General features: G+C 38.8%; 19 protein-coding genes and 1 tRNA gene. All 20 read right to left on the bottom strand.

What is annotated here, in order from left to right; translation table 11 throughout:
* Position 1: 1 nt before the first annotated feature.
* The 20 genes from ADG03_RS03960 to ADG03_RS03870 all read right to left on the bottom strand — a co-directional run bounded on the left by ADG03_RS03960 (position 2) and on the right by ADG03_RS03870 (position 11,683).
* Positions 2–1,114 carry a phage major capsid protein gene (locus ADG03_RS03960; RefSeq protein ID WP_049472233.1) on the bottom strand — a complete coding sequence of 371 codons (1,113 nt, stop codon included), beginning with the start codon at positions 1,112–1,114 and terminating at the stop codon, positions 2–4.
* Positions 1,115–1,128: 14 nt separating this feature from the next.
* Positions 1,129–1,899: a head maturation protease, ClpP-related gene (locus ADG03_RS03955; RefSeq protein ID WP_049472231.1), complete on the bottom strand. Its 771-nt coding sequence runs from the start codon at positions 1,897–1,899 to the stop codon at positions 1,129–1,131.
* Positions 1,880–3,031, bottom strand: a complete 1,152-nt coding sequence (locus ADG03_RS03950) for a phage portal protein (protein WP_049472230.1) — start codon at positions 3,029–3,031, stop codon at positions 1,880–1,882. The genes ADG03_RS03955 and ADG03_RS03950 overlap by 20 nt, the downstream gene beginning before the upstream one ends.
* 51 nt (positions 3,032–3,082) lie before the next feature.
* Positions 3,083–3,340, bottom strand: coding sequence for a hypothetical protein (locus tag ADG03_RS03945; RefSeq protein WP_049472228.1), 258 nt, complete (start codon positions 3,338–3,340; stop codon positions 3,083–3,085).
* Between the two features lie 13 nt (positions 3,341–3,353).
* Positions 3,354–4,994, bottom strand: coding sequence for a terminase TerL endonuclease subunit (locus ADG03_RS03940; RefSeq protein WP_049472227.1), 1,641 nt, complete (start codon positions 4,992–4,994; stop codon positions 3,354–3,356).
* The gene (locus ADG03_RS03935; RefSeq protein ID WP_009732618.1) at positions 4,991–5,335 is read right to left on the bottom strand and encodes a hypothetical protein; all 345 of its coding nucleotides are present in this window, start codon (positions 5,333–5,335) and stop codon (positions 4,991–4,993) included. Before ADG03_RS03935 ends, ADG03_RS03940 begins: the two co-directional genes overlap by 4 nt.
* A gap of 130 nt (positions 5,336–5,465) precedes the next feature.
* Positions 5,466–5,783, bottom strand: a complete 318-nt coding sequence (locus ADG03_RS03930; RefSeq protein ID WP_049472225.1) for an HNH endonuclease — start codon at positions 5,781–5,783, stop codon at positions 5,466–5,468.
* Positions 5,784–5,996: 213 nt separating this feature from the next.
* The gene (locus ADG03_RS03925) at positions 5,997–6,539 is read right to left on the bottom strand and encodes a site-specific integrase (RefSeq protein WP_009732616.1); all 543 of its coding nucleotides are present in this window, start codon (positions 6,537–6,539) and stop codon (positions 5,997–5,999) included.
* Positions 6,540–6,595: 56 nt separating this feature from the next.
* Positions 6,596–6,670 (bottom strand) — tRNA-Lys (locus tag ADG03_RS03920).
* 96 nt (positions 6,671–6,766) lie between these two features.
* Positions 6,767–7,216, bottom strand: a complete 450-nt coding sequence (locus ADG03_RS03915; protein WP_049472222.1) for a hypothetical protein — start codon at positions 7,214–7,216, stop codon at positions 6,767–6,769.
* Positions 7,217–7,382: 166 nt separating this feature from the next.
* Positions 7,383–7,601, bottom strand: coding sequence for a hypothetical protein (locus ADG03_RS03910; protein ID WP_152903117.1), 219 nt, complete (start codon positions 7,599–7,601; stop codon positions 7,383–7,385).
* Between the two features lie 110 nt (positions 7,602–7,711).
* A complete protein-coding gene (locus ADG03_RS03905; protein ID WP_049472219.1) occupies positions 7,712–7,966 on the bottom strand; it encodes a hypothetical protein in 255 nt (84 codons plus the stop codon).
* Positions 7,967–7,983: 17 nt separating this feature from the next.
* Positions 7,984–8,121, bottom strand: a complete 138-nt coding sequence (locus tag ADG03_RS11745; protein ID WP_192832133.1) for a hypothetical protein — start codon at positions 8,119–8,121, stop codon at positions 7,984–7,986.
* Positions 8,122–8,586, bottom strand: coding sequence for a hypothetical protein (locus ADG03_RS03900; RefSeq protein ID WP_049520959.1), 465 nt, complete (start codon positions 8,584–8,586; stop codon positions 8,122–8,124). It lies immediately after the preceding gene.
* A 434-nt stretch (positions 8,587–9,020) separates the two neighbouring features.
* The gene (locus tag ADG03_RS03895; RefSeq protein WP_239667181.1) at positions 9,021–9,329 is read right to left on the bottom strand and encodes a YopX family protein; all 309 of its coding nucleotides are present in this window, start codon (positions 9,327–9,329) and stop codon (positions 9,021–9,023) included.
* 34 nt (positions 9,330–9,363) lie between these two features.
* On the bottom strand, positions 9,364–9,642 hold the full coding sequence (locus tag ADG03_RS03890; RefSeq protein ID WP_049472215.1) for a hypothetical protein: 279 nt from the start codon (positions 9,640–9,642) through the stop codon (positions 9,364–9,366).
* Complete coding sequence (locus ADG03_RS11050) at positions 9,639–10,403, bottom strand: DUF1642 domain-containing protein (protein WP_053090702.1); 765 nt, start codon at positions 10,401–10,403, stop codon at positions 9,639–9,641. The genes ADG03_RS03890 and ADG03_RS11050 overlap by 4 nt, the downstream gene beginning before the upstream one ends.
* A 1-nt stretch (position 10,404) precedes the next feature.
* Positions 10,405–10,707 (bottom strand): hypothetical protein, encoded by a 303-nt coding sequence (locus ADG03_RS03880; RefSeq protein WP_049472213.1) that lies wholly within the window; start codon positions 10,705–10,707, stop codon positions 10,405–10,407.
* On the bottom strand, positions 10,704–11,201 hold the full coding sequence (locus ADG03_RS03875) for a DUF1642 domain-containing protein (RefSeq protein ID WP_049472212.1): 498 nt from the start codon (positions 11,199–11,201) through the stop codon (positions 10,704–10,706). The genes ADG03_RS03880 and ADG03_RS03875 overlap by 4 nt, the downstream gene beginning before the upstream one ends.
* Positions 11,202–11,203: 2 nt before the next feature.
* On the bottom strand, positions 11,204–11,683 hold the full coding sequence (locus ADG03_RS03870) for a DUF1642 domain-containing protein (RefSeq protein ID WP_049472211.1): 480 nt from the start codon (positions 11,681–11,683) through the stop codon (positions 11,204–11,206).
* Positions 11,684–11,700 lie beyond the last annotated feature (17 nt).

Here is an 11,700-nt window from a genome sequence, read left to right as displayed (position 1 = left end):
ATTATTTAATTTTCAATACCCAGACAGCAGCAGTCTTTTCATCGTGAGCCTTACCGTAAGCAAATTGCTTAGCAGTATAGAGGTTCAAGTCTTCGAGAGCGTAAGTCTCTGTGAAACGACCAAACTCGATTCCACCACCTACGAATGCATCGTAGCGACCTTTTACGAATGTAGTCACTTTACCAGCGGTTTGAGCAACTGATTCAACCAAGATCAAGTTGTACGGCATTGCAGTCACATACGTTCCTTGAGCGTTCAAGGAAGTGTATTGTTTCTTGATATCCCACGCATCCGCTGGATTGACTACCATAACAACATTTCCTTCAACCGCCACTGGGTCACCGTTAGACTTAACAGAGTGATGTTTGTACACCGCAGTCAATTCTTTGACAACTGTTGCAGAGTCAGCAAATGTAAGGTTCGCAGTTTGGGCCTCTTTTTCTGCAAAAGTTGTTTTATTGCCAGCCGCAGTTCCAGTGAGGGTACGAGAAAGACCGATGGGCTTGCCGTCTCCGTCACCGTTCAAGAAAGCAGCTTCCAACGCAGCAGCGAACGCTTCTGTGATTTGAGCGGATACGAATGATTGCAACCAAGCAGGGCCGAATTTTTCAGAATCTTTAGGAATAACTACAAATGCAGTCAATTTATTTTGGATTGCTTCTTCTTCGTTGAATGCTTGTTTCAATTGGCCTTGAATTTCCCCGTTGATCTTGCCCCAAAGAGCTGTTCCGGTCTGAGTTGATTTGAGGAATTTAAGGCGGATGCCAGCGTTCCGCAATCCGATGTGTTGCAAGAGTGGGCGAGATTTCACCATATCATCAAAGATACGGTCGATTGTTTCTTGTGGGAAGAGTTTTTCTACTCCCACAGGGGCAGTTTTGTCGATGTCGTTGAAGAATTCACGAGCTTCCGCAGTCAATTTAGCATCATAAGGGTTCATTGCTGAAACTTCCTCATGAGCAGCATGACGAGCTTGTTCCATCATTTCATTTGTCATCGACTCGATCATTTCATTGTAGAGTTTCGCTTGTTCTTCTTGAGGTGCACCATTTGCTACAGCGTTCAAGAAGTTCTGACGAATTTCGTTGAATTTGTTAGATAATTTCATTGTCATTGTATTTTTCCTTTCTAAAATGCAAAAAGACCGAACCCTTTCGGTACAGCCTCGTTTGTGTTATTTTCTGGACTTTCTGGAATATTGAATTTTTTCTGTACAAATTCGCTATTTTTAAAAGTCTCACTTGCGATTTGTCGAGCTTCTAGCTTATTAGCCACCAGCTCAGCGATTTTATCAACATCAGGAGTCATTGCTGATTTCATCTTGTCAATAAAGTCATGTGGGATCATTGGAGTTTCACTTGCGGCAAACGTCGGAGCAATCTCTCCGCTAAACATGACACGGTCAGCAAAGCCTTGATTTACTGCTGATTCAGCATCGAACCAGGTAGTCTTGTTCATCAGATCCAATAAATCATCTAATGCTTTTCCAGTTTTATCAACATAAGCATTTGCGATTGACTTATTAAAACCTTCAAGCACCCCAGCTTCATGAAGTAGAGCGTTGTGGTCTCCATCAACTCGTGATGACACGTTGTGGATCATGATTTGAGCAGTAGGGCTAATTTCTACGACATCACCAGCCATTGCGATAACGCTCGCTGCGCTTGCAGCAATTCCCACAATTTTAACAACTACTTTCCCTGAGTAGGCCCGTAATGCAGTATAGATTTCGCTACCTGCATATACATCTCCTCCCCCTGAATTGATGTGAACTTCAATGTCCTCACCAGTTTCCGGTAATACTACATTTTTAGGGGCGGTACAGTCCCAACCAAACCAATCATAGAGCCAAACATCATCGTTTGACACAATTGTTCCTTTAATCGGAATCACTTTCATCTTCTTTCTCACCTCCCTTCTCTACATCCTCACCAAGTTGATAGTTCTTAGTGATCAGAGGCTTGTCGCCCCACGGTACAGCTTCAAGGCCAAGTTCCTCACGGACCTCATTGATAAGCATGGAACCAGAAGAAATCAGCTTGTCAATACTTTGAGCAAGCGAGAATTTATCTCTTTGCCCTTCACCGACAATGACAAGGCGCTTATTGTCTTTGTATTCACTTTTGCTGAGCAAAGCAAAGTTCAAACCATCGCTCATTTTCTTCACAAGCGACTGGTAGCAATAGCTATTAAACATCTTCTGACTATTTTCCAGATTAGCCATGTCCCCATGCATCAGCGCAGTGGGAATTCCTAAGATGTCAGCTACCTCATCATCAAATTGCCTACGCAGCTTTTTGAGTTCATCTACGGATAGATTTGATGTACCAGTAGTGTTTGTCAGCTCAGAGTATTCCATTCCCTCTTGAGCTGGGACAATCGCTACTGTCTTTGTCGTAAATGATTTAAAGAGGCCGTCTGCATATCGTTGCATCTTTTCTCGTTTTGATTCATCAAAACTTGCATTCGTTCTAGTGCTGAGTACTCCACGAATCTGATTGTTTCGTGCAAGTGCTTCGACTAGTCGGGTGTGTAGTTTTTCATAATCGTTAAAGAGTTGAGTGAAATATTCTTGAAGACGATTGTTGTTGTATTGCAAGAAAATGACTTCATTCATCTTGAATGGTTTCTGGAAAGTATAATTTTGACAACTCACAGATGTGAATGTATCGTCGAACACAGCATATTTCTGTCGGATGTACGAGTCAGCAATCAATAACTGATCATCATTCGACAAGAAAATTAGTACTTCGTTTTTGGTTAATAAGCGATAAACCGCCTTTTGCCAAAACTCAGAAGCCGATTCATTCTTATTGGGCCTTACATTTAGCAGATAATCCCAATCAGTAGCCTTCTTTTTCCCATTATCGATGAATTTGAACTCAGATCTCGCAAAGATGCGGGCTACAAATTCAGCAGCCTTGTCAATCGACAGGCTCTTTAGTTGCAGATTTCCAAAGATCCGCTCCAGCTCATCAAATTCAAAACTTGGTTCCGGAACTTCTCGCTTGAATAAATTTAGCCATCCCAAGGCACCTCCTCCTTTCTAAAATTTTATGCCTACCACCCACCCGGATATTTTTTATCGTTTAAAGAAAGACTTTTTGGAGCGTTTCAATTCCTTTTTTATTGATTCAAACTCTTTATTTGTTTGTTCGACATTTTGACCGCAAATATCTTCATGTCGTTTCACGGACTGGCTCAAAGTATTCAATTCAACACTGATTGAACTAATCTTGTTCAATAGTTCCATGTTTTCTTTGCTTACTACAGCAAGCTCGCATTCAAGGCCTTGGATCTTTTGTTCGAGTTGTTGTTTCTTCTTCATTCGTTTGTTCATTTTGTTGTCCTTTCTAAAATTCCCAATCTTCGATCACATCAAGAAAGTCTCCAACAGTACTCTCCTGAATGATTTCTCTCTTGTAGAGAGCAGCAATAAAGGCATGGAAGCCGTCAGTCTTTCGTCTCAACGGTTCCTTTTTCAAAAATCTCTTGTTTCCGTCTTTGTCTTCTTTGACAAAGGTATTATCGGTATACCAGAGCATTGATTTGTCGTTTTCAAAAATGAATCTTTCATTCGCAAATCCATCTTCAATGATTGGAGCTACCTTCGACTGTATCGCTCCTGGATTTCGCAAGAATTCATATTCAAAATCAGCTTCTTCCAGCAATGGTTTTAGCAAGTCCATTCGAAATCCGTCTGCGCAGACAATTTCGATATTGTACAGCTTGCGCCACTGGATCAATTTATCAACAAGTAATCTTGGATCTATACTTGGACCGTCTACGATAGTGAAGAGTCCTTGCTCCTGCCATTCACGGATTGGAGCTTTGATTTTAAACATATCCAAAAATTGCTTTCTAGCAAAACTGTGTTGCTTCCAGATAAATTCATCACCGTTTTTAAAGAGTAGACCAACGCTGGCAAAGTCTCTGATGCTTGCGTAGTCGAAACCAGCGACACAAGATCTTTCTGAGAGATCTATGCCAGGGCTTCTCAATGCAGCCATTAACTTTTCACGAGTGGTCACATCTTTTTCGATGTCGGCTTCTGGCAGATTCATCCGCTTTGTCATAAATTCTTGTCTGCCTGATGGTTCTAATTCTAAGTCATCATAGTCAGCTTTCGTTCTAGCTAATAGACGTTTGGCATAAGGTGTTGTCTCATCCAGCATTGGATTCGCTTTTGGCCAATTAGTCATATCGTCCACTTCTTCCGGATCATCTAACTTGCAGATAAAAGGGAATAGGCGGAACTCGTCAAGCTCGCCATTCAAGATCTTCATAGATTTTTCAATCATCTTGTCGTAAAACCCTTCACGAACGTGTCCATTTGTACCGTTGTAAAAGGTTCGAGCATGGGCAATCTTACCAAGTCCTGATCGCTGGATTTTAACAGCAGAGTCATTTTCAAACTGGTGAATTTCATCGAATTCAAGGCAGCCATCACGAGCCGAGTCCATTGTCTTTGGGTTGTTTGTCCGATAAGAAAAGACCGAGTTATTCCCTCGGCCTGTAATAGACATCTTTGTCAAATAGTAATGGTCTTCCAATCCTCTTCGCTGGACAGTCTCATAAACTTCCTCAAACGAGACCTTGCCTTGCTTCTCAGAGTTAGCTGTGATAGTCACATCGTAATCTCTGACAGGATAGAGAGGACTGATGAAGAATGCGTCCCGGCTGGACATAAAACCATTCTTTCCTCCCCCACGAGCAAGGGTCAGCAATATTTCATCAAATTGAGGTTCGCCATCTTCTTTCCGAAAAAGAAAGATAAATGGCGTGATGAACTTTTGATACTTAGCCAGTGGAAAGAAATTCTTCTCGGTGAACTGGATATATTTCTCAATCAAATCATTGTCAAAATATAAATCATCCCTCGGATAGATTTTTTCCTTGATGATTTTGAATAAGAGTGAGCGTTCTTTGTTGACTTTGATTTTTCCTGATTCGGCAAGTTCGATGTATTCATCAATCAGAGGATGAGAAATCACAACAGATCACTTCCGTCCGATGGTGGTTTCTTCTCGACTGGTGAATTTTCAACCTCAAAGTCAAATGATCGCTCAATCGCTAGTAGCTGATTGCTGGTTGTATTGATTTCTTTGATTAACGAGTTCGCTTTTTGAAATCTTTGCTGACCGTTATGGACGGTGATGACTAATCCATCTTGTTTGAGTCGTTCTTTCAACTCATACAGTAAACGGACCAGATAGAGATAGCGATGAACTTTCTCATACTGAATCGCATCTTTCTTTCGTGTGCTGAAATTGCCAATTTTGGAAAGTAACTGATTTTCCAATTCTTTTATATTTTTTTCTGAGTATTCTTCCATGAGCCCCCTCCCCCTTAAAAAATAGTGCTTTGCATTTGGACAATCGACCCCTCCCACCGGTTCCCAGAGACCGATTTTTTTCGATTTTTTTCGACCGGGGGGTCTTTGGGTTTTTCAAAATTTTAAATTTTCATCCCCACCATTCGTCAGAACGAAAATTTTTATTTTGCAGTTTGGATGATTTGCGAAATTGGAAGCGATGATGTCGCTTGTTATGACACTTCTTGCACAGAGTACGAAGATTGTCTATATCTAAAGCAAACTCTGGATAATATTCCAGCTCTTTGATGTGATCGACTTCGAGGTTATCTGTAGTCACCTTCCCCTCATCTCGACACCAGACGCATTCAAAATGATCTCGACTCATTGCTTCGAGTCTTAATTGTCTCCATGATTTTGAAAGATAAAACTCTCTGCGACTTTCTCTTGTCGAAACATCTACTTTCAATTCTCAAATCCTCTGTAACATTTCATACTTTCAATTATCTATTTCTGAAATTCATTATATTATTTCTGAAAACTATATTGTTTTTCTCTCTTGAATTAGACATATCTTATATTCTGTCTGATTCGCCCCGGCATTAAAAAGCCAGTGAAATAAATGAATAGCAGGTAACTAATAAAACTAATTAGCGTTTTACTCGTTGTGTCTAATTGATAACTATAAATCAAAATTAGACATGGCTTTATCTCGTTGATCTTGTCTAATCCCAATGTACCTCAGCGTAATTGCAGGAGATGAATGATTAAATAGATCCATGAGCATTGCCACGTCTTTAGTCTTTTTGTAGTAATGATAGCCAAATGTTTTTCTCATCGAGTGGGTGCCAATGTTTTCAATCCCACACTCGATAGCTGCGGTCTTCAATATCCAATCGACTGTCCGCCTGTCCAGTGGTTTGTTTTTTCCGATGCGACTTTGAAACAGATAATGATGCAGTGGCATATCTTTGATGTACTCTCTGACTTCTTTCTTCAGAGTCTTTGTCATCTTGAGCTGTTTCCTTTTTCCAGTCTTCTGCTCTTTTATTTTGATATACCAACCTTGCACATCTTTTACTCGTATTCGCAGTATGTCTCCTACACGCAATCCGGAATTTATGCCAAATAAAAAGAGCAAGTAGTTCCGCTCATTCCATTCTCGCAGATATTCCTTCATTGCTTGGATATCGTCTTTGTCACGAATAGGATCCACAATGTTCACAGTGTCACCTCCTTTCACGTTAAAATAAAAAAGCCAGCATTGCTGACTTACACTTATTGAGAATACAGGATTCGAACCTGTGTCCCTGGATTAAAAATCCAGTGCTCTTGTCCAAATTAAGCTAATTCCCAACCAATTTTCTATAAGGAGACCTCTCTTCGGTTTTACCCGATGATATAATTTTACCATCTTATTTTTAAATTTTTTCCACACTTTCGACTGTATTTTTAACTTTTTTCCAAATTAATATTAATTTTAGTGTTCACAGATAGTTCATAGATTTTCTTTTCAAGCCCACTAAAAAATGGCTCGATCACTTCCTTGTAGGCAAGAGACTTACTACAGTGCAAGTATTTAATTGATGCCCCTTCCACTGTCAGAGTTCCATCGATGTAAACCTCTTTGATTGCAGCCCATTGTTTTTCGGGTGTTAGAATTTTGATAGTGCTGATTGCCTCTCGAAGTAATTCGAGACGATGTAGTTCTGGATCCGATTCTTTTTTGATAATATCGGCCAGGGCTTTCGGTGTCATTACCTTATTACTTTTGATTCCTGTATTTGGATCGGTTGGTTTCCAAGGCACTTCTATTTCTTCGATTCGTTCCTTGATTTCTTTTTCAAACGGATACTGTTGCAAAGCCAAAATTAAATACCCAAACCGACTTCTTAGATTCATTTACTATCCTCCCTGCAGTATACTTCTATAATTCCATTCAATCCTAAACTTTCACGATAAGCAAGTGCCTCGGATCTAGCACGGAATTCTTTCTCTGTATACTTTGCTGAATGTTTAGGATCGCTCCAACTTGAACGTCCATGGTATTTCCTAACAACATATACCCTCATTTATTGTCCTCCACATCAATGATATGATCAATAATACGCTTTAAATCTCTTATATTGTCAAATGGCAGCACTGCATCGTGCAGATCTTCAAAGTATGAATCTGTTTCAAAAAACTCTTCCCCAAGTATAGCTATCTCTAGCTTGCCATTTATTTGGGCAATAGATAGAATTCTATTCGCTCGCATTGGTATATGTACATTATCCAAACTCATCATTTCTCCTTTCTGTTTTTAAACGCTATCACACTGGCCCAGATCAAACCAGAGAGCCAGACTAGGCCGAATAATAAATAGATAAAGTTTTGTAGGTCCATGTTAATTCCCATCTATTTGTTATACAGTGTTACGTTGCTTGAGTGAGTGTAATATACCTCGCCATTTTCGAAAGTCACACGAATACTATCTTGTTCGTCATATTTTGCCCATTGCTGTACTTCACCTTCGACAATTCGTCCGTCAACTAGTCTGACTTTTGCGTATTTGAAAGTAAAAGTTGTTCCAAGAATATCTTTATTTCCACACCCCGATAGTGTTATAAAAGACAAACAAACAAAAACTGTGATCAATAATTTTTTTATCATATTCCTACCTCTTCCTCTTATGCTTCATTCAAGTACTGGTTAAATACACATTCGTCAAGAACTCCATTCTCAATTAAATTCTCAACAGCAATTTCAATTTTAATCAAACGATTTAATTCTTTATTTGGCAAGGATGCCATAATAACTTCTTCCATTTACTCCACCTCCGACACAGTTATGTTGAACGTGTGACCGTCTAAAACAAACTTTCCATTGCTCCCCAAAATATTATCATCTACGATAATTGCTTTTGCTGTATCTACTACAAGCTTTCCTACTTGTAATGCAAACACAAAATCGTCTATCTTGGGCATTTCTCGTTTTTTCATCATTTTGCCACTTGGTGGTTGAGGGTAGCTCATCCAGAAAACTACGTCTTCATCAGTGTTCTCGAAACCAATTCCTTCCCCATAATCAACCCAAGTATCTGTTATTATCTGCTTTGTCGTTGGATTATAGACAAGGACTTCTTCATCAATTTCTGGAGTTTTACCTTCCCAAACAAATTCAAAGCCACTATTAAAATATTCCTTTTCATCTTCAGCAATATTCCTTGTTGTTAATTTATTCCATTCATAAAGTGCCACAGTTATGTCTGATGTTCTTTTTTCAGTAGCCATTTTTTCCCTCGCTTTCACACAACAAACCCTACTTATCCCATATCATTTTAGCTACCACTAAAATCAAAATAGAAATTACTAGATCAGCTATTGCGGGCAGAAAGACATAGAACCAGCTCCAAGAGATTACACCTAACAATTTCAAAGCTATTAATAATAAAGTTAACCAACTAATAAATCCCATTATTTCACCTCTACTCTTTCTCCTGTGAATTTGTTTTCAAGATATCTAAACAGTTCATATTCTCCGTTGTTATACGAATAAACCGCCGTCGTTGTCTCTTCCCACTGATTCTTAGTATATGGGTATCTGTTTGGTCGTGTCATCCTGTTACCTCCTACCTTTTGTTATTTTTCACTACATAAAAATATCACCATTACCCAGAAGCAAGACCACATAAGGTCCGAGAGCGACTTTAGAAACTGTTCTACTGTCATTCTGTTACCTCCAATAACTCTGGATTTTCGTAAATATTCCCGATAATTTTCTCATCACCAGTCCAAGCATATCCCTCTCTTATACCTTTTAGATATATAGCAGGCATACCTCCAATGTAAGTACCACCATATTCTTTTTCTATATATACTTCATGAAGGCAACCTCTTGTACATTTAATAATATCTCCGACAAAAACTTCCTTGCCGTTCTTATCATGCAAGCCTGTTGATTGCATGAGAATGATATTTTCATCTCTTGGTCGTAATTCGATTTCTTGGTTTCGATTTCTGTAAATTTCAGCCATACCATTCATGGTTTTTGTTTCCTTATCCCACGCTCTAAACTTTGGAATCATCTTGCACCTCCTCGAAATTTTTAAAAGTAAATCCAACTCCATACATCAACAAGTAACTTTGAAATCTTACAAAATCTTCAATCAATTCCGCTTCTTGCATATCGTATTCAGCAATTTCATTTAAAAAATATTCTATGTCGTCGTGTTGCACACTACCATAATCTGTTCTTGTGTGATTCATTTCAAATTCGTAACCATCTACATCTATTATGTAATGAATTCCATCTGTTGAATTTTCGTATTTATAATCTTTAATAATCATTCTTCCACCTCCTCTATCTCAATCCCCGGGCAATCAAACACCCAGCCAAAGTTGGCATCTTCAAGCTCTTTGCGGGTGTGTTTAGTACTGATTGCATCAGTCTCCACACAAGATTCAATAGTCCACTTATTTTCTCCCTTGTGGTAATTTAAGTAACTATTGTAATTGGTAATCCCAATAATCTTAACCAAATACCGCTTCTCTTTCTCGACTGTGTAGCCGAATTGGTGCATATTGATAAGTGTTTGTATTAGTTTGTTTCTTCCAAGATCAAGCCAGTTTTTAAAGTCACATTCTTCTTTCGTCTCCCAGTTGTATATATAACTCCAAAGATTATATTCTAAATCATTTTTACATTCTTCGTACCAATCCGCCACAAACTGCGGTACGACTGGTTTATTTAACTCTTGCCGAATTTTATCAGCATCTTTCAATTGCTGGCCAACATATTCGCCCTCAAACTTACCTTGATCGTATCCAGCCTTATATTTCAATGTTCCATAATCACTGCCCAGCTCATTTAAAATTTCGTTGAGCCATACTTCCTGTGAGTCAAGGTCTATACTCTTAATTCGTGCGATAACGTCTTTTAATTTGATTTTATTTTTATTGACCATTTGATCCGCGCTTATAACGCACTCTTTCGGTACTTCTACTCTTTCACCATCATCGAGGACCACAACGATTCGTGGTAGATCATCTGTTGAATAAGTAAACCCGTCAAAAGTTCCATACAGTAAAACTCTAGTCCAATCTTTCATTTTATAAATCCTCCTTACAATACTCTTCCACAAGCTCATCTAACCATGACCACTTGTCAACATTATCAATCGGTTCTACATCTCTTTCTTGTAACCAAGCCGAGAAATTCACCACGTTATCAATATATATTGTGTCAAAATCGCCCCAATCCCAAACAGTCAGGTTAATCTCTGTTTTATTTCCGTTTTCATCTTCAACAGTGATTGAACCATTTTCAACCCAAGCAGTGCCAAAACATAACTCACAAGTCCCTGTCTGTTCTTTTTGTATATCTGATACATAATCAACAACTTTATACTTCATTCTTCCACCTCCTCAACCTCAAACAATGGGCTATTAAATACTTCTCCAAAGCCCGCTTCTTCTAGCTCTTTGCGAGTGTGAGTGGTTTTCGTGTAGCTATATTCAGTATCATTCCCCAAATACCAACTGCCCCTAATTTTATCCAGTTTAAACATCGTAAACTCTTTGTCCATCCCCTTCATCTTCACTGTATACCGCTTCTCTTTCTCGATTGTATAACCATTGATCCAAGCTTCTGCAAAGATATCTACGTTTTCTAACTCAAGCCAATCGTCAACCGCACCTCTTGGTGCTTCGTTGATCGCACCAGCGATGTTATACCCGTCTTCTTTTGCTTGCACGATCCAGTCAGCAATAAACCGTGGGATCATTACTTTCTGTGGTTCATCTAGTTGTTTAAAGTCTTCTATAACTCCGTTGATTGTAACGATTGGAAAAGCATAAAGCTTTTCAAAAAGATCCTCGTACTTTTTAATCAATTCCTGTTTATTCATTTTCACACCTTCTCAACTTCCATACCTTCGCAATCGAACACCCAGCCTAAATCTAATTTTTCAAGATCAGATTTTGTAAAATTAGTTCTAAAACTTGGATCGAAATGTGGACCTAGATCATCATTGCATAAGTATTGTTTCGTAGCTTTGAACTTAACTGTATACTTCGGTTCTTTCTCGACTGTGTAATCATTTGCCCAAGCTCTGGCAAAGGTGTCTTGATTGCTTATGTCTTTTAACCAAGCGATAACCTCATCGCTATTTTCGGCATAAAGTCTGATCGTAGCTGTTTCCAATGCAGAACGTATGCTACGTCTATCTACCAATTGAGCCTTGAAAATCCAATCACTTATAAACTTAGGAACTGTTACTTTTTGTGATTCGTTTATTTTTTTTAAATCACTGATAAGAACATGGATATTGACATCGTCTGTAAAACTAGACACTCTTTCGCATTCTTCTATAAAATCACTCAGTTTCATTTTCTTTCTCCTTTTGT

Source organism: Streptococcus parasanguinis, from assembly GCF_001069785.1.
In the GTDB taxonomy this organism is placed as follows: Bacteria; Bacillota; Bacilli; order Lactobacillales; family Streptococcaceae; genus Streptococcus; species Streptococcus parasanguinis_T.
This window is presented reverse-complemented; position numbering and strand designations above follow the sequence as displayed.

Bases quoted from the DNA above. Each gene is read 5' to 3' on its own strand.
- ADG03_RS03960 (WP_049472233.1), bottom strand. From the start codon at position 1,114: ATGACAATGAAATTATCTAACAAATTCAACGAAATTCGTCAGAACTTC.
- ADG03_RS03955 (WP_049472231.1), bottom strand. From the start codon at position 1,899: ATGAAAGTGATTCCGATTAAAGGAACAATTGTGTCAAACGATGATGTT.
- ADG03_RS03945 (WP_049472228.1), bottom strand. From the start codon at position 3,340: ATGAACAAACGAATGAAGAAGAAACAACAACTCGAACAAAAGATCCAA.
- ADG03_RS03935 (WP_009732618.1), bottom strand. From the start codon at position 5,335: ATGGAAGAATACTCAGAAAAAAATATAAAAGAATTGGAAAATCAGTTA.
- ADG03_RS03915 (WP_049472222.1), bottom strand. From the start codon at position 7,216: ATGAATCTAAGAAGTCGGTTTGGGTATTTAATTTTGGCTTTGCAACAG.
- ADG03_RS03910 (WP_152903117.1), bottom strand. From the start codon at position 7,601: ATGATGAGTTTGGATAATGTACATATACCAATGCGAGCGAATAGAATT.
- ADG03_RS03905 (WP_049472219.1), bottom strand. From the start codon at position 7,966: ATGATAAAAAAATTATTGATCACAGTTTTTGTTTGTTTGTCTTTTATA.
- ADG03_RS11745 (WP_192832133.1), bottom strand. From the start codon at position 8,121: ATGGAAGAAGTTATTATGGCATCCTTGCCAAATAAAGAATTAAATCGT.
- ADG03_RS03900 (WP_049520959.1), bottom strand. From the start codon at position 8,586: ATGGCTACTGAAAAAAGAACATCAGACATAACTGTGGCACTTTATGAA.
- ADG03_RS03895 (WP_239667181.1), bottom strand. From the start codon at position 9,329: ATGGCTGAAATTTACAGAAATCGAAACCAAGAAATCGAATTACGACCA.
- ADG03_RS03890 (WP_049472215.1), bottom strand. From the start codon at position 9,642: ATGATTATTAAAGATTATAAATACGAAAATTCAACAGATGGAATTCAT.
- ADG03_RS11050 (WP_053090702.1), bottom strand. From the start codon at position 10,403: ATGAAAGATTGGACTAGAGTTTTACTGTATGGAACTTTTGACGGGTTT.
- ADG03_RS03880 (WP_049472213.1), bottom strand. From the start codon at position 10,707: ATGAAGTATAAAGTTGTTGATTATGTATCAGATATACAAAAAGAACAG.
- ADG03_RS03875 (WP_049472212.1), bottom strand. From the start codon at position 11,201: ATGAATAAACAGGAATTGATTAAAAAGTACGAGGATCTTTTTGAAAAG.
- ADG03_RS03870 (WP_049472211.1), bottom strand. From the start codon at position 11,683: ATGAAACTGAGTGATTTTATAGAAGAATGCGAAAGAGTGTCTAGTTTT.